Origin of the sequence: Microcystis sp. LE19-84.1B (genome assembly GCF_027531875.1) — a bacterium.
Taxonomy (GTDB): domain Bacteria; phylum Cyanobacteriota; class Cyanobacteriia; order Cyanobacteriales; family Microcystaceae; genus Microcystis; species Microcystis panniformis.
In genome coordinates this window covers 1-21,859 of record NZ_JAPZSR010000061.1, presented here as the reverse complement: position 1 = coordinate 21,859, position 21,859 = coordinate 1, and the positions used below count along the sequence as shown (strand labels likewise).

Annotated in this window: 19 protein-coding genes, 1 tRNA gene and 1 pseudogene; 8 read left to right on the top strand and 13 right to left on the bottom strand. The window is 41.5% G+C overall.

Going from position 1 to position 21,859, the window contains the following annotated elements; all coding sequences use genetic code 11:
- Positions 1-42: 42 nt before the first annotated feature.
- Positions 43-1,395, bottom strand: coding sequence for a glutathione-disulfide reductase (gene gorA / locus O9324_RS03420; RefSeq protein WP_288139478.1), 1,353 nt, complete (start codon positions 1,393-1,395; stop codon positions 43-45).
- A 175-nt stretch (positions 1,396-1,570) separates the two neighbouring features.
- On the opposite strand from gorA, the gene dacB reads away from it, so the two are divergent.
- Both dacB and glgA read left to right on the top strand, forming a co-directional pair.
- Positions 1,571-2,995, top strand: a complete 1,425-nt coding sequence (dacB, locus tag O9324_RS03415) for a D-alanyl-D-alanine carboxypeptidase/D-alanyl-D-alanine endopeptidase (RefSeq protein ID WP_288139484.1) — start codon at positions 1,571-1,573, stop codon at positions 2,993-2,995.
- A 340-nt stretch (positions 2,996-3,335) separates the two neighbouring features.
- The gene (gene glgA / locus O9324_RS03410) at positions 3,336-4,814 is read left to right on the top strand and encodes a glycogen synthase GlgA (RefSeq protein ID WP_271954638.1); all 1,479 of its coding nucleotides are present in this window, start codon (positions 3,336-3,338) and stop codon (positions 4,812-4,814) included.
- Between the two features lie 136 nt (positions 4,815-4,950).
- Here glgA and O9324_RS03405 read toward each other — a convergent pair whose 3' ends face one another.
- The 3 genes from O9324_RS03405 to trmB are packed head-to-tail and all read right to left on the bottom strand — an operon-like array spanning position 4,951 to position 7,049.
- Positions 4,951-5,751, bottom strand: coding sequence for a tetratricopeptide repeat protein (locus tag O9324_RS03405; RefSeq protein WP_288139477.1), 801 nt, complete (start codon positions 5,749-5,751; stop codon positions 4,951-4,953).
- Between the two features lie 19 nt (positions 5,752-5,770).
- The gene (locus O9324_RS03400) at positions 5,771-6,379 is read right to left on the bottom strand and encodes a hypothetical protein (RefSeq protein WP_288139476.1); all 609 of its coding nucleotides are present in this window, start codon (positions 6,377-6,379) and stop codon (positions 5,771-5,773) included.
- A 34-nt stretch (positions 6,380-6,413) separates the two neighbouring features.
- Positions 6,414-7,049 (bottom strand): tRNA (guanosine(46)-N7)-methyltransferase TrmB, encoded by a 636-nt coding sequence (trmB, locus tag O9324_RS03395; protein WP_288139475.1) that lies wholly within the window; start codon positions 7,047-7,049, stop codon positions 6,414-6,416.
- Between the two features lie 65 nt (positions 7,050-7,114).
- On the opposite strand from trmB, the gene O9324_RS03390 reads away from it, so the two are divergent.
- The 3 genes from O9324_RS03390 (at position 7,115) to petG (ending at position 9,304) form a co-directional block, all read left to right on the top strand.
- The gene (locus O9324_RS03390) at positions 7,115-8,251 is read left to right on the top strand and encodes a metallophosphoesterase family protein (protein WP_288139474.1); all 1,137 of its coding nucleotides are present in this window, start codon (positions 7,115-7,117) and stop codon (positions 8,249-8,251) included.
- Positions 8,252-8,328: 77 nt separating this feature from the next.
- Positions 8,329-8,814 (top strand): hypothetical protein, encoded by a 486-nt coding sequence (locus O9324_RS03385; protein WP_288139473.1) that lies wholly within the window; start codon positions 8,329-8,331, stop codon positions 8,812-8,814.
- A gap of 373 nt (positions 8,815-9,187) precedes the next feature.
- On the top strand, positions 9,188-9,304 hold the full coding sequence (gene petG, locus O9324_RS03380) for a cytochrome b6-f complex subunit V (protein WP_004162585.1): 117 nt from the start codon (positions 9,188-9,190) through the stop codon (positions 9,302-9,304).
- A gap of 171 nt (positions 9,305-9,475) precedes the next feature.
- Here petG and O9324_RS03375 read toward each other — a convergent pair whose 3' ends face one another.
- The gene (locus O9324_RS03375) at positions 9,476-10,027 is read right to left on the bottom strand and encodes a 1,2-dihydroxy-3-keto-5-methylthiopentene dioxygenase (protein ID WP_288139472.1); all 552 of its coding nucleotides are present in this window, start codon (positions 10,025-10,027) and stop codon (positions 9,476-9,478) included.
- Positions 10,028-10,158: 131 nt separating this feature from the next.
- On the opposite strand from O9324_RS03375, the gene O9324_RS03370 reads away from it, so the two are divergent.
- Positions 10,159-10,231: transfer RNA gene (locus O9324_RS03370), tRNA-Ala, on the top strand.
- Positions 10,232-10,272: 41 nt separating this feature from the next.
- Here the strand turns inward: O9324_RS03370 and O9324_RS03365 are convergent.
- The 7 genes from O9324_RS03365 to O9324_RS03335 form a co-directional block, all read right to left on the bottom strand.
- A complete protein-coding gene (locus O9324_RS03365; protein WP_288139471.1) occupies positions 10,273-12,498 on the bottom strand; it encodes a hypothetical protein in 2,226 nt (741 codons plus the stop codon).
- Positions 12,499-12,508: 10 nt separating this feature from the next.
- Positions 12,509-13,573 carry an NAD-dependent epimerase/dehydratase family protein gene (locus O9324_RS03360; RefSeq protein ID WP_288139470.1) on the bottom strand — a complete coding sequence of 355 codons (1,065 nt, stop codon included), beginning with the start codon at positions 13,571-13,573 and terminating at the stop codon, positions 12,509-12,511.
- Between the two features lie 27 nt (positions 13,574-13,600).
- Entirely contained in the window at positions 13,601-14,872 is a 1,272-nt protein-coding gene (locus O9324_RS03355) for a glycosyltransferase (protein WP_288139469.1), read from the bottom strand.
- A gap of 191 nt (positions 14,873-15,063) precedes the next feature.
- The gene (locus tag O9324_RS03350) at positions 15,064-16,131 is read right to left on the bottom strand and encodes an NAD-dependent epimerase/dehydratase family protein (RefSeq protein ID WP_061431064.1); all 1,068 of its coding nucleotides are present in this window, start codon (positions 16,129-16,131) and stop codon (positions 15,064-15,066) included.
- Between the two features lie 70 nt (positions 16,132-16,201).
- The gene (locus O9324_RS03345) at positions 16,202-16,981 is read right to left on the bottom strand and encodes a pantothenate kinase (RefSeq protein ID WP_288139468.1); all 780 of its coding nucleotides are present in this window, start codon (positions 16,979-16,981) and stop codon (positions 16,202-16,204) included.
- 366 nt (positions 16,982-17,347) lie between these two features.
- Complete coding sequence (locus O9324_RS03340) at positions 17,348-18,178, bottom strand: metallophosphoesterase (RefSeq protein ID WP_288139467.1); 831 nt, start codon at positions 18,176-18,178, stop codon at positions 17,348-17,350.
- 95 nt (positions 18,179-18,273) lie between these two features.
- Entirely contained in the window at positions 18,274-19,509 is a 1,236-nt protein-coding gene (locus O9324_RS03335; protein WP_288139466.1) for an LL-diaminopimelate aminotransferase, read from the bottom strand.
- Between the two features lie 156 nt (positions 19,510-19,665).
- On the opposite strand from O9324_RS03335, the gene O9324_RS03330 reads away from it, so the two are divergent.
- Positions 19,666-19,878: a DUF2839 domain-containing protein gene (locus O9324_RS03330; RefSeq protein ID WP_002737353.1), complete on the top strand. Its 213-nt coding sequence runs from the start codon at positions 19,666-19,668 to the stop codon at positions 19,876-19,878.
- A 129-nt stretch (positions 19,879-20,007) separates the two neighbouring features.
- On the opposite strand, the gene O9324_RS03325 is transcribed toward O9324_RS03330, so the two are convergent.
- Positions 20,008-20,943, bottom strand: coding sequence for an NAD-dependent epimerase/dehydratase family protein (locus O9324_RS03325; RefSeq protein ID WP_288139465.1), 936 nt, complete (start codon positions 20,941-20,943; stop codon positions 20,008-20,010).
- A gap of 221 nt (positions 20,944-21,164) precedes the next feature.
- On the opposite strand from O9324_RS03325, the pseudogene O9324_RS03320 reads away from it, so the two are divergent.
- A pseudogene (locus O9324_RS03320) lies at positions 21,165-21,719 on the top strand (tetratricopeptide repeat protein); the annotation flags it as partial.
- Positions 21,720-21,859 lie beyond the last annotated feature (140 nt).

Sequence of the window (21,859 nt, the reverse complement as noted above, 5' to 3'; positions counted from 1 at the left end):
CTCTGGTGTGTTAGGTTGGTTTAACACACCTAAAATTGTTAATTAACGCATGGTGACGAATTCCTCGGCAGCACTGGGATGAATGCCGACAGTGGCATCAAAATCGGCTTTTGTTGCACCCATTTTTACGGCAATGGCTACTCCTTGAATAATTTCGGCGGCGTGATCTCCCACCATGTGCGCTCCGAGAATTTTACCACTTTCCTGATGGACAACTAATTTCATCAAAGTTTTGTCCTCTCGGTCTGGTAAAACATTGTAACCGGGGCGGAATTTAGACCGATAAACTTTAATCCCCGTGTCACCATATTGTTTTTTTGCTTGCAATTCTGTTAATCCCACCGTCGCAGCTTCAGGAGTAGAAAATACTGCCGAAGGAACGTTTTCATAACTCATTAACCGGGGTTTATTACCGAAGACTGTATCGGCAAAAGCTCGCCCCTCATTAATCGCCACGGGAGTTAAATTAATTTTATCGGTACAATCGCCCACGGCATAGATATTATCTTCGCTGGTTTGGCTATAGTCGTTGACAACAATTGCACCATTTTTGACCTCGACATTGACATTCTCTAAGCCCAATTTTTCCAACTTAGGAATTCTTCCCGTAGCGGCTAAACCTAGGGCATCAACAAATAAGATTTCTGAGGTTTCTTTCCCCTGAATATGTACCTTTAACCCCTCGTCAGTTTTCTCGATCGAAGTGGGGAAAGTTTCGGGCATAATTTTAATTCCCTGACGGATCATTTCCCCTTGAATCTCATCGCGGATATCCTCATCAAACCCTCTTAAAATCTTGTCTTTACGGATTAACTGCACCACTTCCGTCCCTAATCCGTGCATAATACCGGCAAATTCTACCCCAATATATCCCGCCCCTAAAACTATAATTCTTTTTGGTTGTTCTGGCAGTTGAAACATGGCATCAGAAACTACCGTATGTTCAATCCCCGGAATATCAGGTTTAACGGGATGTCCCCCCACGGCAATTAAAATTTTATCGGCAGTAATTTTCTCCTCTCCCACCTCTAGGGTATGGGTATCAAGAAACTTGGCATAATTAGGAAAAAGCGTCACTTGAGAATTATCGAGCATCTTTTGATAAATGCCATTTAAACGGATAGTTTCCTGATTAACGGCGCTAATTAATTTTTGCCAATTTAACTGACTCTCTACTGGACTCCAACCGTAACCTTCCGCATCCTTAAATAGTTGCGGAAAACGACTAGAATAAACCATTAATTTTTTGGGAATACAACCACGATTAACACAGGTTCCTCCCAAGCGATCGTATTCTGCTAATCCCACTTTTGCCCCGTATTCGGCTGCCCGTCTAGCGGTGGCAATACCCCCAGAACCACCACCAATCACGAATAAATCAAAATCATAACTCATAAAAATATCCTCGCGAATGTATAGAAATTTGACGGAATCAAGAAACTTTCTGGGCAAAAAAGGATAGAGAATATCTCGGATCAATCCCTAACTGAATCTATCGAGTAACTAGGACAATATGGTCACTAAGGCTGCTAAATTAGAGTCAATTTATTTACTGCCAAGATTTAATTCTATGCTAACACGCCGATCGAAATTATCTTTTCTCTTGGGGACTTGTTCCCTATTTCTCTGGGTAAACCATCCCGTCACCCTCGCAACCCCCATCAGTCAAGACAATTCCCCCCCTTCCCAGTTTATCTGTCCGGCAGACTTAGCCACCGAGATCGATCGCATTTTGTCCCAACCCGATTATCAAGGCGCTTATTGGGGAATTTTAGTAAAATCCCTCAATTCTCAGGAAAATCTCTATAGTCTCCACGAAAATAACTTTTTTACTCCCGCTTCTACCGCAAAATTATTAACTACTGCCGCCGCTTTTAGCAAATTTAACCGCGATTATCGTCTGAAAACCCCCATTTTAGCCCAAGGCAACCCCCCCAATTTAGAGACTTTAACCTTAGTCGGGAGGGGAGATGCAACCATAACCACAGAAAAGTTAGAAAAATTAGCAGAAAAGTTAAAAGCAGGGGGAATTAACTCAATTTCTCGTTTAATTATCGTTGCTAGTCCTTTTGTCGTCTCCGATAGTCAAAAAACCTGGGAATGGGAAGATGTCTTTTTTGACTATGCTGTACCCGCTTCTAGCTTGGTTTTGAACGAAAATTCCGTCAATTTAAGGCTTTTACCGCGACAATTGGGGCAAAGCTTAGATTTACAATGGTCTGATCCCATTGCCGCTAAACAATGGCTAATTGAGAATCAAACCAGCACCGCAGCGCAAGGAAGCCCGAATACTCTGGCAATTAAGGGCAATTTAGCCAATAATCGCCTAATTATCACTGGTTCTCTGGCGATTGATAGTCAAGATGATTTTAATTTAGCTATTCCCCAACCTTCGGAGTATTTCCTCGATCGCTGGCGTAATATCCTTGAAAAAGCGGGAATTACCGTTAAAAATGCGGAAATTAGCTCAGAAATTCTCGGTTATGAAATCACCAATTTAGAATCAGAACCCCTAGCATATTTGGTGGAAAAAGTCAATAAAAATAGCGATAATTTACTAGCCGAAACCCTACTACAAATGCTCGGCGGTGTCTCGGGATTGCAAGAAACTTTAACAAAACTGGGAATTAACAGCGATAGTTATAAAATCGGCGATGGTTCGGGGCTATCACGACAAAACCTGATTAAACCCAAGACTTTAGGTCAAATATTACAACTAATGGCAGAAAACCCTGATTATCGTCGTTCTTTAGCCATTGGTGGCATTGATGGCACTTTAACCAATAGATTTCGCCAGACTCCCCTAGAAGGACGATTACAGGCAAAAACCGGGACTTTAACCGGAGTTACCGCTCTCGCCGGTTATCTAGAAACCGCCGACAATCAACCCCTAATCTTTAGCATAACCGTCAATAACAGCGATAAACCCGCCACTACCCTCAGAAACGGCATCGATGAGGTGATTTTGCTCCTAGGACAGTTAAAACGCTGTTAATCTTTAGGAGCCGGGAGATAGGGAGATGGGGAGATAGGGAGATAGGGAGATAGGGAGATGGGGAAATTTCAGCTAAATTCCCCCACTACCCCAACACCCCACTACCCCAACACCCCAACCCGCAACCAATTCGATCGAGCCATTTAAGTAGGGAGGCACAATTATTTGTAGGATGGGTTAGCGGTAGCGTAACATGAGCGGGGGTTGGGTTTCATGCTTCAACCCAACCTACGTTCATCTTATATTTAATTCCACCCACCCACTTAATCACAGAAGCTTGTATACTTTTGTAAAAATTGCTTCTAGCTGACCTGTAGATTAATCGACGGAGTATTGATATATGTATATAGTTCAGGTTGCCTCTGAGTGCGCCCCAGTGATTAAAGCTGGGGGATTGGGGGATGTGGTATATGGATTGAGTCGAGAATTGGAAATTCGCGGTCATTGCGTGGAGCTAATCCTACCCATGTATGATTGTATGCGCTACGACCAAATTTGGGGCTTACACGAGGCTTATCGGGACCTGTGGGTGCCTTGGTACGGTGGGGCAATTCACTGTAACGTTTTTTGTGGTTGGGTACACGGGCGCTTGTGTTTCTTTATTCAACCCAATTCGGGGGATAATTTCTTTAATCGCGGTACTTACTACGGCTGTAAAGACGATAATATGCGTTTTGCCTTCTTCTCTAAAGCCGCTTTAGAATTTTTGCTCAGAAGTAATAAACGTCCCGATATAATTCATTGTCACGACTGGCAAACCGGTTTAATTCCGCCCTTACTTTTTGAAATTTATAAATATCATGGTATGGGCAATCAGCGCGTTCTTTACACCATCCATAACTTTAAACATCAAGGATTTGGAGGTGCAGAAATTCTCTGGGCAACAGGATTAAATAACGATTCTTACTACTTTAGCTATGCCCGACTGCGCGATAACTTCAACCCTTTTGTGATTAATTTTATGAAAGGTGGGATCGTTTTTGCCAACTATTTCAATACCGTCTCGCCCCACCATGCTTGGGAAGCACACCACACCGATGTTAGTTACGGTTTAGGCCATACAATTCACCAGCATCAACACAAATTTACTGGCATTCTCAACGGTTTAGATTACAATATCTGGAACCCAGAAGTAGATAAATTTATTCCTGCACCCTATGGTGTTGATAGCTTCTCCGAGAAGGCACGCAATAAGAAGGCACTGCGAGAAAGACTCTGGTTAAGAGATGAAGCAGAAAAACCCTTAATTTGTTATGTCGGTCGTTTAGATGACCAAAAAGGCGTACATTTAGTTCACCATGCCATGTATTATGCCTTAGCTCGCGGGGCGCAATTTGTCCTCTTAGGTTCCGCCACCGAATCGTTAATTAATAACTGGTTCTGGCACGAGAAAAATCACCTCAATAATAACCCTGATGTTCATATTGAATTGGGCTTTAATGAGGAATTATCTCACCTCATTTATGCGGGGGCCGATATGATTGTGGTTCCCAGTAATTTTGAACCCTGCGGACTGACACAAGTAATCAGCTTAAAATATGGAACTGTTCCTATTGTCCGGGGAGTTGGTGGTTTAGTTAATACGGTTTTTGATCGCGATTATGATACCTATCACAAACCGGAAGAACGCAATGGTTTTGTCTTTTTTGATCCCGATAATAATGCCCTCGAATCAGCCATGTCCCGGGCATTAGAATTGTGGTACACTCAACCGGAAGAATTCCAAAAATTAGCGATTCAAGGCATGGAATGCGATTACTCTTGGAATGGCCCTGGGGAAGAATACGTTGCCCTCTATGAAATGATTCGCCACAAATAAACTGTCTTGTCTCTAGCAATTCCCTGGGGGTTGTCAACAGAAATTCGAGGAATAGATTTGTTGAAATTTCTAGGGTAATTGCTTTAGTTTTGACCGACTCCTAACCCCACAAACAAACTTTTTCAGTAAACCCTACCTAGTAAAGCAGAAATGTTAACTTTGCTTGGTATTCTTGGGTGAGGGGATGACTAACTCCCAAAATCTGAAATATCGCTAACATGGCTTTTCTTGCGCCATCCTGACGATATTTTCTACTTTCTCCCACCAGGCTGATCAGTTTATCTAAAGCGGCGGCATAATCTTCTTTTAAAGCGAAATTAATCCCAGTAAAAAATATCGGATCGAGGGGATTATTTTCTGGTTTTAACTGTTGAAATTCTAGGAGAGTTTTCCAACCTTTAATAACAGGATTTTCCTCTTTAATAGCACTGATTAATCGGTAAGCATCTGACCATTTTTCCAGACGCATGAGAAATTTTACCGCCATAATAATTAATCGCGGTTCGTTGGGATATTTAGGGAAAAGACGATCGAATAATTGTTTAGCTGCGGGCAAATTATCGAGGGCGATCGCTTCTTGGATTTCTGCTAATCCTGTTTCTAATTCCGATTGTAAATCGAGACGGGAAAATAAGTCTCTAATTTGTTCTTCTGGCAAAGCACCGACAAAACAGGGTAACACTTCTCCCTTGCTGACAATTCGCACATCGGGAACTCCTTCCACATCGAATTGTTCGGCTAATTCGGGATTTTTATCTATATCTATTTTTGCCAGGATAAAATTATATTCACTTGCTAGTTTTTCTAGCATCGGTTTTACCAATTTACAGGGTCCACACCAGAGAGCATAAAAGTCTAAAATCACTGTATTTAGATAGGACTTCTCGATCACTTCACTGTCAAAATTTGTCCCATCTACCTCGATAGAATATCCCATCTATTTCTCCTCTAATAATTTATTTTTCAGCTAGTTTTGTCCCACTTATCTCTTTTACCCAAAGGGCTAATCCTCCCCCTCGTCCCCGGGCTGCTATCATTGTTTCTGTGATCAGAAAATAGGCAAAAAATGCCTGTTTTTTGATACTTTCCTGATAAAAATTCGCTTCACTTACCTGGCCATTTCTAATAAAACCTGAATAGAGAGAGCGATTAAATAGGGTTAGGTTGAGCCTGGTGAAATCAAAGGCGAGAAGACGGGTTTTAGGAAAAAACTTAACCGGACCGCTTACAGATAGTTTGACTGCCCCTAAAAATATCTGATTGCTGACGGTTCCAGAGATAAATTCTCCCAGTTCTAAGCTCTCATTTCTTTGGTAAGAGATGGTAATTTTTAACCAGGATGGTAGATAGCGCCCCTTACCCAAAACAATTCCCGCTCTCTTTTTCGCTTTTTGAGTTCCCGTGATCAAGTATAATCGCCAAGTACCCACTAAAGCCTCAAAAGTAAGATTTTCTTTAGTTTTTTTATGGTTTTTTTCTGTTGCTAAGAGAAATTCCAGCAATTGAGATACAGGAGGGCGATTATTCTCCTCAAGTATTAGGGGTGAGTCGAGATTTATAACCATGATTTCAGACAGTGCCAAAATATTTTAACTGAAGCTACCGAACTCGAAAAAGCGATCGATAAACCGGTTGACCTTTATTATAAGTGGACTTTTCCCTCTCCGTCGCTACGGGAAAAATATTTTCCGCTAACCAGGGGGTTTGATGTTGCCGAACAAAATGGGGATGTGCTTGAAATCTCTCCGTCATTTCCAGGGCGATCGATTCCACATCCGACTGTAAAAAAACCCAGCCTCCAGATACCATATACTTAGCCAAAGCTATGACTAATTCCGGCTGCACGACTCGACGCTTACTGTGACGCTGTTTAAACCAAGGATCGGGAAATTGAATCGACACCCAAAATAACTTATCTGCGGGCAAAGATTGCAGTAAAATTTCTGGGGTAACATTCATATTGCCAAAAACAAAAGCGAGATTTTTTAATCCTAACCTTTCCCGTTCCTGATTCGCTTCCATTACCAAAGGTTGACGAATTTCAATCCCCAAAAAATTAATTTCTGGATATACTTGGGCCATTTGTAACAAAAATTTACCCCGCGCACAACCAATGTCAAGATGGAGAGGTGGCGTCAGATCCTGATAAACTTGATCCCAATCGGGGGGAGCGATCGGATGGCGATATTTATGACTTAAGGGATTGACGTGCTGACGAACGCGAACTTTAGCCAAAGATATTTTCTCCTCATTTCTCCTCGATCAATCCAGTTTACCGATATTTAGCCCAATTGAATGCGATGAATTTCCGTTTCGCCATTCTCAGCGATCCTCATATCGCTTTACCCACAACCATTTTGAACCATTCTAATCGCTTTCATCTGGTGGAAGTGAGTATTCCCGCTTTAAAAATTGTTTTAGACCATCTCATCACCCTTAACCTCGATTTTCTGCTGATTGCTGGCGATTTAACCCAAGATGGTGAACCAGAAAATCATCGTTGGTTAGCCGATTGTTTAGCCACTTTACCCTTTCCCGTCTATGTGGTGCCGGGTAATCATGATGTTTTGAGTTTAACCGCAACAGAAAACCAGATCGGTTTAGCAGATTTTCCCTTCTATTATCAACAATTTGGTTACGGCGACCCCGAACAAATATACTACCAAAAAGAAATTTTACCCGGAGTGCAATTAATCGGTCTTAATTCTAATCAATTTGATGAGCAAGGTAAACAAATTGGCAGTTTAGATGTAGAACAATTGCATTGGTTAAAACAGACTTTACCCGCGCTAAAAAACGATCTAGTGATGGTGATGATCCATCATAACGTGATCGAGCATTTACCCGGACAAAGCAATCATGAATTAGGTAAACGCTATATGTTGGCTAATGCGGTAGAACTGCTCGATATACTACAGGAAAACGGCGTAAAATTGTTGATTACCGGCCATCTCCACGTGCAGGATCTGGCTTTTGCTAGAGGTATCTATGAAATTACCACTGGTTCCCTCGTCAGTTATCCCCATCCCTACCGGGTGTTAGAATATTGCGAAAACACGGTTGAATTAGCCATAGAATCCTTTCATCTGCAAAATATACCCGGATGGGAGAATTTACCCACTATTTCTCGGCAATGGTTAGGCGATCGCTCTTATCCTTTTATGATGCGTTTATTAACCTGCCATCCCCTCAATCTTCCCGTGAGTCTAGCGGAGGAATTAGCCCCAAAATTACGAAATTTTTGGGCAGATGTGGCCAAAGGTGACACAATCTTCGATTTTAGCGATTTTCCGCCCCTAGCACGCCGTTATTTCTACGCTTTCAGTGCCGTCGATCCCCTCGGTAATCCTCATTTTATCGACAATCAAGCTGTAATTAGTTTCAAGCATCAGTTTAGTTATCAGCGCTCAGACTTGCTGGTAGAGTTGAGAGAATAGCTGCAATAAATAATTAACTATAGCTTATAGTTATGGTACGCAGCCGCTATATTGGGAGAAAATGTCCAAAAAAATCAATGGAAGCAATTAAAAAGGAATTTAAAAAAATCGGTTCTCTTGCCATCTTTTTTTTCTTGGCTTTCGGTTATATTCTTCTGATCATGAAATTATTTCTGGAAGAGTATTCGATTACCACCTACGTTTTGGGTAAAGCGATCGTAGGAGCGATCATTGCCGCAAAAACCGTGGCCATTCTCGACGCAGCCATGAAGCTAGAATGGTTAGAAAATCGTCCCCGTTACGTTAGCGTTCTGTATCGAACCTTTGTTTATACCCTAGCAGCACTGATTCTCGGCTCGATCGAGGGTTTTTTGGAAGCTTATCGGGTAACGCGGGTAATTTCGGAGGCAATGGCCAAATTTTGGCAAAGGGAAAGTTTCTCTCAAATCCTTGCGGTTACTCTCTGTCTCGCAGTGGTTTTTTGTCTCCACAATCTCTGGCACGAAATCGATCGCTCTTGGGGTAAAGGCAAATTGAGAAAATTTTTTCTCGATCGCTCCTAAGGGACTTGCGTGGGAATAATATCCCAATCGATCGGAGGGCGCAAGCTTTGCGCCCCTACAGTAACGGATTTTGTCCACAATGTAGGGGCGAACTGCGTTCGCCCAAAAGGTACATTATCAAAGCGCAAGTCCCTAAAGTACAGCAGTTATCTTAATAGTAAAGTTTTCCTTTTGGGGAGTTGTTCGTCAGGAAACAGGGATTTAGGGAGATGGGGATTTAGGGAAATTTCAGCTAAATTCCCCACACCCCACACCCCACACCCCACTACCCCACACTCCACTTAAGAAGTATGTACGATCGCCCTATCTTTCGCGAGCAACCCCTGCTAGGATAAAATACGGGTGAAAAATTGCTAATCCAAGGAGTACAGACGTGATTGAACCTTTAGTGCTAGGGATTACCCTAGGCTTAATTCCCATTACCCTAGCGGGTTTGTTCGTTGCCGCCTATTTACAGTACAAACGGGGCAATCAATTCGGCTTAGACTAAATCTATCACGCCAATCCCCCGAATTAAGACAATCTCCCGTCAAGCTAGGCACTAGACGGGAGATTTTTCAACAGGACAGATTTGCCGCTTAACAGATTGTTGCTGCCGGCGTTGCCATCCCTGCAAAACTCATCTGTCTTATTGGGAAAGCGATCGCCAAAAAACCAAAGGCTACACGGCTGTTAAACTAGGAAAACGAATGACGGTTTCCGTATATTCGGGAACCCATCCGGCGGTAGTGGTGAAGTAACGCACTGCTTTAACTCGTTTACTGGCAGTGAGGTGAAACCAGTGTTCGCTATGGGCGGGAACATTGATATATTCTTGAGGTTGAATAGTTAATTCCCCCTGAGAACCATCGGCAAAGACAAAGCCAAAAACTCCCTCCCCATCAATGATATAACGCACCTCATCGTCAGCGTGGGTGTGACAGCGCTCGAACTTTGCCAGTAAAGTGTCGAGATTGGCAATTTCAGGGTGTAAAACGATTAAATCTCTAGCTTGATAACCCGCTTCTTGTTTAAGTTGCTCAAAATAACCGTCTAAGCTGGTTAAAACTATTTCTTTTTCTTCGTCAGTGAGAGAAGCTTGCTTAAGTAGCTGACGAGTGGCTTCGTTTTCGATCGGCCAATAGTTTAAAGTAACATTTAATTTGGCCAATTCCAGACTAATATCGGCTAACTGGGTATAGGTTGTCCCATTCTCTAAGCATAGTATCGCCATTAGTTATCATCCTCAAGATTACTTTTTCCATTTTAAAGTTTTCCAGAGGCAAGCCGCTCGATTTTTTGCCCCTCGATCCCTTGCCAGTTACTAGGATTTTCTGCTCAAAAATGCTATTATGGCCTATATATGGGGAATTAGCTCAGTTGGTAGAGTGCTGCGATCGCACCGCAGAGGTCAGGGATTCGAGTTCCCTATTCTCCATTTTCCAGAGATATTAACCGCTTTTCAAGGTTCAAGAAAGATTATGAACCAGTGTCAACTTCCCAAAAAGGCGTTACTTTTATTTCTGGGGAGAATAGCAGAGGATTACTGACAGAAAAGCTAAAAGATTTGACTTGTGGTGGTAATTTTCCTTGAAAAAATGCCATTAATTCCTGATCATTTCTTGGTAGGTGACTAAGTATAACTCCATTAGCTGAATTGTCTTGAAGAAAGCGAAAATTGGCTTGAGTTCCATCGAGATAATTAACGTTAATTATCACGGGAGGGATTCTAAAGAGTTGTTTGACTATTTTACCCAACCAAGAATATTCAAATTTAACTTGAACACGAGTAATCCCACTATTACGAGTAGGTAATTCATAGACTTGATCCCAAGTAACATTAGTAGTCTCTCCTAGAGGGGTTGGAATGCAACGACTGACTTTTTGTTTTTCTAGAAGATAAAAGTTGGTTTTGATTGCGGGGACTTGGAAGGGCGAATTTACCGAGTCAAGTTGATAATTACAAACCACATAGGAAAAGGCATTAGGTTCATCAAAAAAAGGATGTCTGCCATCAATAGCTTGAAAGTGATAAATCAGATAATCTCTGGGAGATTGAGATAAGCTTTGATAATTTAGTTCATCCAGTTTTTCTGTATAAGCAGAATAGGATTGAATAATCGGCCTCGGTTTCCAATTAAGCTGATTGCCCGGAATAAGTGAAAATTCCCAGGGAATTATATCAATAGTTTTGCCTTGCACTTTTTCCAGCACAGAATCGGGTATTTTGGTAGCGGCAGCAATGACTTGTAAATTTTTAGTTGTACTCCTTTCACCTCGCATTTTTAATTCTGTGGGATTAAGCATAGAGGAAATGACAACCCCGATATTATTAACCACTCTATCGGGACTGAAATTACTCCACTGGCCAGCATTTTCCAATATAGTCCAATTAGGACTAGAGGTGATAATAATACATCCCAAAAAAATTATTCCCCAAGAACAATAAGCAATTTTCTTAAACCGAGAATTTTTAATAATTATTGTATAGAGAGAAGCTGAGACAATAACCACAAGTGTAAAAACAACAACGTGAGCATCTTGCCTAACAAATCCATGCTTAAATGATAAAAATATAGGAAAAATATAGGCAATAGCGAGACTAGGGTTTTGGTCTATAATTGCCAGAGACATTAAAAGCAAACTTAAGGCAAAGCAGAGCAAGGCAATGAGTAAATGCTGGTAATTTCCTACAATACTCATCGCACTGGAATAACCAGAAGAAATTTGCCAAGAATTGCTTAAATATCCCATAAGAGAGGGAAAATTATCTAGATTAATTGTTTGGAGGAGAAGTAACCCATAAAGCCCATAAAATACTAACAAAGGTAACAAGTTAAGTAAGTGATTCTGGTTAAATAGAAGATAGATTTTGCCTTTGATCCCCCCTGCCCCCCTTAATAAGGGCGGTGCCGATAGGCGGGCAGATCTGACGATAAACCAGAGAGTTAAAGCCACTCCTCCAGCAATGCAAAGATTAACTATAATGTGAATAAAGGCTCGGTTATAAGAGGCTGGATAGAGAAAAATAAAGGCAATAGAAGGAATGCTTAAAGTTAAGTTGATACCAGCGAGAACATTTTTTATAACTATCGATGGTGACTTTTGAAAATATCCCCGAAAAATATTAACAAATATGTAGATAAACAGGCTGCCTGCTAGATAAATTCCTAAAGTTAGTTTGGTGAGTATAGAGAAACCAGTGATCATGCCAATAGCTATAGCTAAATAATTGATGTACTTTTGAAAAAAGTTATCAAAAGACATGAGTATCAAAAGGATAAATGTTATCTGATAATCAACAGTAAAGCCGATACTGTTGTAGGGATTTCCTACTAGGGTAGCAAAAATAATTGACAGCACAAAAACTATTTGATTGCTATAGCTTTTAATAAATAATAATCTGAGAATAACCACCCCTAATAGACAAAGGTGTATCAACCAGCGAAAATAGATAATTTGGGAAAAGTTGTGATTTAAAGATGTGCCATGAACCAGATAGCCTAGGGGTCCATAGGTGAAGATAATATCTTGGCCAAAAATTAACTGTTTATGGGCAGCATCACTAATAGCAAAAGCCCAAGAAGCATCTAAACCAATTTCTAGCCAATCAATAATAGGCAAATTTGCCAGAAAAAAGTAGGCGGTAATGATAATTAGTATTCCCTTGACGACTACAGGTGATTTGAAAGATTTTTTCTGCATAATTGTTCAGTTAAAAAATACCTTTTAATTCCTTTTCATGATCATAAATCCAATCAAAAATATCTTGGATTAATTTTCTACCGTCTCGCTGGGGTTGCCATCCAGTTATAGAACTGATTTTGCGGGAATCAGTGATAAAAATTGGCATATCTCCGGTGCGATTTTCGGGAATTGCCTCAATCATTATACTATTGCCCGTGATTTCTTGACATAGTTTTGTAGTTTCATAAAGGGACAAGGAAAAATCTTGCCCACCCCCCACATTAAAAGTCTGCCCTTTGAATTGTTCTAAATTAGCAATCTGAATATCGATTAAATCGAGTAAATCAGCTACATGAAGAAAATCTCTAACCTGTTTCCCTGTACCCCCATAACCGATATATTTTAAGGACTTCTGAAAGTAATGATTAGCTATCCAAAGGGCAAAAACTCCCTGATCAACTTTTCCCATCTGCCAAGGACCAGTTAAAACTCCACAACGATTAATTAAAGTTCTTAATCCATAGGCATCCCCATATTCATTAATAATCAATTCCGATGCTAACTTAGTGGAACCGTAGAGAGAACGGGGCAAATCTAAGGGAAATTGTTCCGCGATACCAAAAGCAGAAACCCCAGGTAAATCTTGCTGTTCAGATAACTGAAAACGAGTATCTGTTTCTGTATAGTTTAATTGATTAAGATAGGCGATGGGATAAACTCTGCTAGTGGAGAGAAAAATAAAATCTGCTTGGGTTTGTCTAGCTAATTCTAAACAGTTAATCGTTCCAATTAAGTTGGTTTGCAAAACGTAGCCAGGGGAATTATAACCAGCTAAAACAGAAGGTTCTGCCGAACATTCTAGGATTAAATCCACTGGCAAAGCGGATACTTCTAAGTCTTCTGCATTTCTGACATCTCCATGAACAAACTCAATTCCCGCTTGTTTGAGACGGGGAAGATTTAATTCAGAACCGCGACGTTTTAAGTTATCTAAAGCGATAATTTTCCAGTCGGGATAGAGTTGGGCTAATCCTAAACCTAAGGAACTGCCCACAAAACCCGCACCACCAGTAATTAACACTTGCCTAGTCATCAAAAATACTCCACTAGATGATAATTATCAAACAACTTGATTTTTTTTCCGTTTGCGCTTATAGTCGCCTCGAGAAAGGTGTTTTTCTAACCAGATAGAGAGAACTATAAATAAATAACGACTGCCCATTTCCTTGATTTTTAACTTGGAAATCCCCGTGGTACGATTGCGCCAAGTGATGGGAATTGTCGTGTAGGAATATCCTCGCACGATTGCTTTTAAGGGCATCTCTACTGTTAAATTAAAATGGTGAGATAGTAGAGGTGAGATTCCTTCGATAACCTCCTTACGATAGATTTTAAAGGCGTTAGTGGTATCATTAAATTTTAGCCCAAATAAAACTTGAATGAAGAGATTAGCCAAACGATTAATGAATAACTTGTGCATGGGATAATCAATAACTTTTCCTCCTTTGATAAAACGAGAACCAAAAACGCAATCGTAGCCCTCTTGCAGTTTATAATAATAGTCCACCATGTTATCGGGAGAGTCTGAATTATCTGCCATTACTACTGCCACTGCATCACCGCTAAAATTTTCTAATCCACATCGCACCGCAAAACCAAAACCATTGGGATAATAGTTATTGATGTAGCGAATCCGAGGATTTTCTTGGTTGATTTTTTGCAGAACTGCCTCGGTGTTATCTTTGCTATTGTCATTAACCACTAGGATTTCATAATCAATTTTATCCCGTTCTAAACGTTCAGAGATTAAGTGAGTAGTGCTTTCGATGCAATCTTCTTCGTTGTAAGCAGGGATAATTATTGATAGGGTTTTTACTGCATAGTTATCCCTTGATTGACGTGGGTGAGAGTAACCGTCCATCTCGAAAGCTGGTGCTAATCCTTCGGGATAGTACATTTCTGTCTCATTAGTCTTATTCTTGGGTTTAAAAATTAGGCTATCACTGGCAACATAATTAATACTAGCTCCCAGTAAAACCCCAATCATTGTGTTAACTCCAGGGCTAAGTCCTAACCAGTTTAAGAAGGGAAATATCAAAAAAACTCGCAGTAAAACTGCTAAACCTGCCGAGAGATGATAGAGAGGAAGTTGTATCAAAATCACATCTCTAATTGTCCAATCTCCTCCAGTCCACACCCAGATTCTATAGATAAAGAAACTGGCAATTAAAGATATTTCTATAGAGATAACGTTGGCCACATTTTTGAGCAATGGGGTATTAAATCCCAAGTCATCAATGAACCAATAAATTAAGAATAAGTTGATTAGAAATGCCACTCCCCCAGCAATGAGAAATCGGAAAATTTTATTGTTGTAGATTTTAGTTAACATAATAGTATCTTAAAATATGATCTGGTTTAGTTTTTCTAGGTCAATGTTGCTATTGATAACATCATTAATCTCCTCTGGTTAACTAATTGACAGATTCCCTGAATTACTAGCAGTATATTTGGCTAAAAATCACTTTTGTAACGAGGGGAAACTAGCAGATAAAAATTGACCAGAATAATTCTTGATTTACCCTAAGTCCAACGGCTAACGTTTTGACTAAAAATCTCTTTGAGAATATCTGTTACTGTGTAGGTTAACTGCCAATCAGGATAATGATTTTTAAACTTACTCACATCAGAAATCCACCAGATATGATCACCAATACGATTAGTCTCTACATACTGCCAGTTTAACTTTTTATCCGCAATCGCTTCACATTCTTGAATAGCTTCTAACATGGAACAATTACTAAAGCGACTACCCCCGATATTATAAACTTCTGCTACTCGCGGAGTTTGATAAAAATGATAAAAAGCATTGACGAGATCGTAACTATGAATGTTATCGCGTACCTGCTTACCCTTATACCCATAAATACTGTATTCTTTGCCAATCATCGTACATTTCATTAAGTAGGATAAAAACCCGTGTAATTGGGTTCCCGAATGACTTGGACCGGTTAAACAACCGCCACGAAAAGAGGCAGTTTTCATCTCAAAATAACGCCCGTATTCCTGTACCAACACATCCGCCGCCACTTTCGAGGCACCAAACAAAGAATGTTTACAAGCATCAATACTCATCAACTCGTCAATACCATGAGCAAAATAAGGATGATTTTCCGAGATTTCCCAACGTAATTCTTTTTCTACTAAAGGCAATTCATTCGGTCTATCGCCATAAACTTTATTGGTGGAACAGAAAATAAATACTGCTTGGGGACAGTGTTGACGAGTATTTTCTAATAATACTAAAGTTCCGTTAGCATTGACACTAAAATCCATATAGGGATCCTTTGCTGCCCAATCGTGGGAAGGTTGCGCCGCCGTGTGGATAATTAAGGATATATCATGACTATAGGTTTTAAATATATCTGCAATAGCTTCATGATCCCGAATATCCACAGCATGGTGAATGTATTTATCCCCGTAATCTTGCGATAATTTGGCTCGATTCCACTCCGTTGAAGCGTCTTCGCCAAAAAATACCTGACGCATATTATTATCGATACCGACGACAGTATAACCCCGATCACAAAAAAACCTCACTGATTCGGAACCGATTAAACCAGCAGAACCGGTTACTAGAACGATCGCCATAACTATATCCTGAATTTTTTGCCTAGTTGTTGAGAAATTTCTCAAGTTGAGAAAACTTTCTCCGACTTTACTAGATAGGTTCGCTTTTGTCAATTAAACAGGAGGAGATTCCCTTAATTGCGGCAATTCCCTCAAAAATGATCGTCTTATCCACTAGGGGTGATTTAATGGCCTTTTCTTGCCAGTAATCCCTAATTAAGTCCCCATCTCCCCCTGTTAAAATTATCCCGCTCTCTGGATATAAATTTAACCATTCCAGACTGAATTTTTCTATTCCCGCCAAAATTGTATAAATTATCCCACTTCTTATACCTTCTGCTGTTTCCTTTGCCCACATCTGCGGTAATCTTTCCGGTAAGGACACCTCTGGTAAGGCTGCCGTCCGTTCCCTTAAACTGGCTAATTGCACCTTTAAACCGGGTAAAATTGCCCCCCCCACTAGCTTTTTATCCCCATCCACTCCCGTAAAAGTTAAGGCTGTTCCCGCATCAATTACTAAACAGGGAAATCCGTATTTTTTTCCCGCACCTAAGACAGCTAAAGCTCGATCGACGCCGAATGTTGGATATAAATTCAGTAAAGGAATATCTTTTAAAGTAATTATCCGTAAATTGCCATAATTTGCCCATAATTCCCTTTGGCTAGGAACCACCGAGGCGACAACTAATGCAGAGTTGCATTTATTTGTCAAGAGTTTAGGGAAAATTTGTTGCAAAAATTCATCACCTAGGGGTTCTCTCAGGTGGGGAGTATCGAGACAAGCTAACAGGGTTTGACCGCGAAAATACCCCCAATGTAGCCGAGAATTGCCGATCATCAAACCTATCCAGTCAGTATCTTGCTCAGTCATTTAGTTAGGGTTTGCTGAAAAAGTTTTTCCAGGGTGTGGGGTGTAGGGTGTGGGGTGTAGGGTTTAGTTGGGTTTCATGCTTCAACCCAACCTACGTTCTGCCATTACTTTAGAAAAATGGTAAGCTAAGACGTATTTAAACCGCTTATTTTTAGATTAGCCGAATTTCCCCCCCCCAACCCCCCCGACATCGGGGGGGTCTTGCCTTTTGCCTCTTGCCTCGTCTCAACAAGCAATTTAAATTACGAACAGCTTATTAGGGATCAGTAAAAAAGTAAACAGTGAAAAGACATTAGGAAACTTCTATTTAATACCGTTCACTAAAAACTCAAATCTGACGACTGATCACTGATCACTGATTCAAGACTAACTGCCGTTGATCAAAGTAATTACCGTCACTTCGGGGGGACAAAAAAGACGACCGGGAAAATAGGTTCCTAAGCCTCGATTCACATATAATTGATTGTCCCCGACTCGATGAAATCCCTCGGACCATTGCCAGTATCGGACTACTCTGCTAAACTGCCGATGAAAGGGGAGCCATTGACTATAGGGTTCGGGCAGCGATCGCCTAAGTTCCTCTAAAATTATCGGTAGGGAACCCATACCCGGGATAGTCACTTGACCTCCGTGGGTATGACCGGATAACTGCAAATCCACGCGCCAATCCTTTAAAATCATGGCTGTATCGGGATTGTGGGAAAGGATGAGTCTGGGTATATCGGGGGAAATTTGCTCGAGGATTTGCGGGAAAAATTCCCCAGACCAATAATCGGCCAATCCGACGATGGGAAAATTTTCGCCGTAGGGTGTGGCGATTTCATTCCAGAGTACCCGAATTCCCACGCTAGTTAAGGCTGATCTCACCGTTTCCCTGGCGTTGGGAAGATAACTGTCATGATTTCCTAAACAAGCATAAATACCCCCTTGACTTTCGAGAGCTTTTATGCTATCTACCAGGGTAAAAATTGGCTGGGGACTATCGGTAATAAAATCCCCCGTCAGGAAGATGAGATCGGGTTTTTCCTGATTAGTAATGGCGATCGCTTCTTGCAGGACAGCTACAGGCAAATGCTGTGCATCGCAGTGCAGATCTGACCACTGCACCAACTTGATCCCTTGCAGATGTGCCGGTAGGCCAGCAATTGCGATCGTTAATCTTTCTACCTGTAAGGATTCTAACCAAAAGGGTCGCATCGGTGAGCCGTTGTCGGTGAGTAGTTACCAGTCTATCAATTATTTCCCGATGGGGTTGTTGGGGGATGCTTCCGCAAACATCCCTCTTTTGACCATTAGCCTTGAAATTTACTGATAATTCTTTCCATAGCGGCCTCGACGTTGGCACGACTATTAAAAGCCGATAGCCGGAAATAACCCTCTCCGGCAGCCCCAAAGCCGGAGCCAGGGGTCCCCACCACATTACAGGTATGTAGCAGTTTATCGAAGAAATCCCAACTTGATAGACCCTGGGGCGTTTTTACCCAAACGTAGGGCGCATTGACACCGCCATGGACTTCTAAACCAGCAGCGGTTAATTTTTCTCGGATAATTGTTGCATTTTGTAAATAAAACTTGACAAGTTCTTGTACTTGTGCTTGTCCTTCCGGGGAATAAACCGCCTCGGCCCCCCGTTGGACAATGTAGGAAACGCCGTTAAATTTGGTCGATTGCCGACGATTCCACAGTTTCCAGAGTTGCACATCGCTGCCGTCGGCCGCTTTGGCCATCAGACTTTGGGGAACCACGGTTAAAGCGCAACGGGTCCCGGTAAAACCGGCATTTTTAGAAAAAGAGCGAAATTCGATCGCACATTGCCGCGCCCCCTCGATTTCGTAGATGGAATGGGGTAAACTGGCATCGGTGATAAAGGCCTCGTAGGCTGCATCAAAAAAGATAATCGATCCATTTGCCCTAGCATAATTAACCCAAGCTGTCAAGTGTTCTTTGGTAGCCGTGGCCCCGGTGGGATTATTGGGAAAACAGAGATAGATTAAATCGACTTTTTCCGTCGGAATCTGGGCAGTAAAGTTATTTTCGGCGGTAATTGGCAGATAAATCAAGCCCTCGTATTCGCCGCGTTCGTTGACCTCTCCCGTGTGTCCAGCCATAACGTTAGTATCGACGTAAACGGGATATACTGGGTCAGTAACAGCGATCGAGTTATTATCTCCAAAAATATCGAGAATATTGCCCGTATCACACTTAGAACCGTCGGAAATAAAGATTTCATCGGCATTTATATCACAGCCGCGAGCCTGAAAATCATGGACGGCGATTTTCTCCCTTAACCAAGCATAACCCTGTTCGGGCCCGTAACCCTTAAAGCTAGAGCGATCGCCCATTTCCTCCACCGCTTTGATCATGGCCTCGCGACAAGCTTGGGGCAAAGGTTCGGTGACATCCCCAATCCCCAGACGGATAATATTAGCATCAGGATTGGCTGCCGCAAAAGCTTGGACTCGTCGGGCAATTTCCGGGAAAAGATAACCCGCTTTTAGTTTTAAGTAATTACTGTTAATGGTTGCCATAATTATCATTCTCGTTTCAGTCGCAACCTTTAATTCTATAATAGTCAGTCATCGGCCGTCAGTTTTGATCGCCCTCCTTCAGGGACTAGGATTGGGTGTGGCCTGTTGTCTTTCGATATACAATCAGAGAAAAACCTCTTAATAACTGACATTAGTATGGGTGAATCAAAACGTCGTCAATCGGCCCTGGGTGATAAGTATGGACAGGAAGAAAATATCCTGCCTTGGCTACCAATTACCAAAAGTCAAGCGGCCCAAGCTTACAAGTTAACCACTAGGGGTGCCTGGATTGGTATAGGAGTTTTAGCTGGGGTTTGGGTGGTTATTCGTTTTGTCGGGCCAGCTTTCGGTTGGTGGAATGTCCAATAACCGGTTAAGGCTGCATCAGTTTGGGGGTTAGGGTTTTAGGGTGTTGGGGTGTTGGGGTTTTAGTTAAAATTCCCCCACTTCCCCACTTCCCCACTTCCCCACTTCCCCACTTCCACCAGAAAATTAATTTTATTGGTTTGCCAAGATCTGGTCATCGATCGCCAAGTCTATTTCTTGCTGATCGCGACCGGAAGCGAGATAATCATTCTGGAAGGAGTCTGTTAAACCACTGACGAGATCATATTCAGGCTGCCAGTTTAACTCCCGGGTAGCTTTATTAATATCAGCGTAAAAATGTTGAACCCGCAGGGGGAAAGGTTTCTTTTTGCCGAAGTCAAATTTTTTGGGGTTATAGTTAACAATCTCAATTTCCTCGGCATTTTTCCCCATGGCTGCCGCGCAAGCTTTTGCTAAACCGTTAAAAGTTACATAGCGATCGCCTGAAATATTATACACTTGACCGATAGCCTGAGAATTACCCAATACTGCGGCCATGGCCTTAGCTAGATCGGCAACGTGACCAAATTGGGTAAAATGTTCCCCATGACCGGGTATAGGAATAGGACGATTACGAACCAAACGGTCAAAAAACCAAGCTTCTAGGTCATTATAGTTGCCCGGTCCGTAGATATAGACTGGACGGATGGAAGTCCAGGGTAAACCCATCTCGCTTAAATAGTTTTCTGTCTCGTGTTTTCCCTTGTGGCGACTTTTGGGATCTAGTTTATCCCCTTCTTTATGGGGCATTTGGTCGGATTTTAGATAAACCCCCGCCGAGCTAACATAGACAAAATGCTGGATTCTGTCCCTAAAAATTTGGACGAGGGGCTGAGTATCACTTAATTCTCTGCCATTATTATCGAAAATTGCCTCAAAGCTTTCATTTTTAAGCTTTTCTTTAAGTTGTGAGGCATCAGTGCGATCGCCATGAATCTGTCGTACTCCGGCAACCGGAGCGGGTTTATTGCCACGATTGAATAATACTACTTCATGACCCTGTTCTACTAACACTTTAGTCAAAGAAACACCGATAAATCGGGTTCCACCCATAATTAAAATTTTCATCAGTCGCCATTGTCAATATCAAGGTTATATTATCCCTCGATCGGTGCAGTTTAAAAACTGTGCTTTTTAGGTTTGTGTCATCAATCCAGTCTTTTGGGGGGTAGAACCCCCCAAACCCCTAGGGTTGATTCATAGTAGGGTTGATTCATAGTAGGGTCGATTCATGAATCAACCCTACCTAATGGGGGTATCTGACAGTTTTTAACACCTATCCACTTATTATGAATGATGAAACATCTTCAATTATTGACCAAAATGAAAGAGAATACGAAGGTTTAATCGTGTCTCTAGAGGCAAATCAAGAGAGATTAAATATATTGATTTGTGTGTGTGATCAGGAAAAATTGCGAGAAGAAATCATCGATCGCTATAGCAAAGAATTAGAACCAGTAATCCCTTGTTATCGGATTGATTTAGATCAAAAAGAACCGAGTTTAAGAGCAGCAATTGCTAGTTTAGTCTCCAGAAAACCAGAGTTACTACAAAGCAAAAACGCCGTGATCACAACCACAGGAGTGGAAAAACTACACTCGATCTCGCGTAGCGAGCGCGTTGCGACCGAATGGCAACAGGAAAAATCGGAACTAGATAAATTTTTTGGTTATCTGCAATGGACAAGGGAAGGATTGCGAGAATTTCCCTATTCCATCGTTCTTTGGGTAACAAGCACAGTGGAAGTAAATTTACGCAAAAAGTCCCCCGATTTTTGGAGTTGGCGAAAAGGAGTTTTTCGCTTTATTTCTCCTCCAAGTAACTTTTTACCTTCTCAGGAATTTGGCTCTTCGTTACTTGTTATGGTTCGATAGGGGGGCATAAATCGACTAAATCCTTATCTGGCAAGAGACTTAATTGATTAGTTCGCTCTAGAGCAAAAACAATTGACAAAAATCGCTAAATGCCTTTCTCTATAAGGGTT

Excerpts from the sequence above, each read along its gene's own strand:
- gorA (WP_288139478.1), bottom strand. The coding sequence starts at position 1,395 with ATGAGTTATGATTTTGATTTATTCGTGATTGGTGGTGGTTCTGGGGGT.
- dacB (WP_288139484.1), top strand. The coding sequence starts at position 1,571 with ATGCTAACACGCCGATCGAAATTATCTTTTCTCTTGGGGACTTGTTCC.
- glgA (WP_271954638.1), top strand. The coding sequence starts at position 3,336 with ATGTATATAGTTCAGGTTGCCTCTGAGTGCGCCCCAGTGATTAAAGCT.
- O9324_RS03405 (WP_288139477.1), bottom strand. The coding sequence starts at position 5,751 with ATGGGATATTCTATCGAGGTAGATGGGACAAATTTTGACAGTGAAGTG.
- O9324_RS03400 (WP_288139476.1), bottom strand. The coding sequence starts at position 6,379 with ATGGTTATAAATCTCGACTCACCCCTAATACTTGAGGAGAATAATCGC.
- O9324_RS03390 (WP_288139474.1), top strand. The coding sequence starts at position 7,115 with ATGAATTTCCGTTTCGCCATTCTCAGCGATCCTCATATCGCTTTACCC.
- O9324_RS03385 (WP_288139473.1), top strand. The coding sequence starts at position 8,329 with ATGGAAGCAATTAAAAAGGAATTTAAAAAAATCGGTTCTCTTGCCATC.
- O9324_RS03375 (WP_288139472.1), bottom strand. The coding sequence starts at position 10,027 with ATGGCGATACTATGCTTAGAGAATGGGACAACCTATACCCAGTTAGCC.
- O9324_RS03365 (WP_288139471.1), bottom strand. The coding sequence starts at position 12,498 with ATGCAGAAAAAATCTTTCAAATCACCTGTAGTCGTCAAGGGAATACTA.
- O9324_RS03360 (WP_288139470.1), bottom strand. The coding sequence starts at position 13,573 with ATGACTAGGCAAGTGTTAATTACTGGTGGTGCGGGTTTTGTGGGCAGT.
- O9324_RS03355 (WP_288139469.1), bottom strand. The coding sequence starts at position 14,872 with ATGTTAACTAAAATCTACAACAATAAAATTTTCCGATTTCTCATTGCT.
- O9324_RS03350 (WP_061431064.1), bottom strand. The coding sequence starts at position 16,131 with ATGGCGATCGTTCTAGTAACCGGTTCTGCTGGTTTAATCGGTTCCGAA.
- O9324_RS03345 (WP_288139468.1), bottom strand. The coding sequence starts at position 16,981 with ATGACTGAGCAAGATACTGACTGGATAGGTTTGATGATCGGCAATTCT.
- O9324_RS03340 (WP_288139467.1), bottom strand. The coding sequence starts at position 18,178 with ATGCGACCCTTTTGGTTAGAATCCTTACAGGTAGAAAGATTAACGATC.
- O9324_RS03335 (WP_288139466.1), bottom strand. The coding sequence starts at position 19,509 with ATGGCAACCATTAACAGTAATTACTTAAAACTAAAAGCGGGTTATCTT.
- O9324_RS03330 (WP_002737353.1), top strand. The coding sequence starts at position 19,666 with ATGGGTGAATCAAAACGTCGTCAATCGGCCCTGGGTGATAAGTATGGA.
- O9324_RS03325 (WP_288139465.1), bottom strand. The coding sequence starts at position 20,943 with ATGAAAATTTTAATTATGGGTGGAACCCGATTTATCGGTGTTTCTTTG.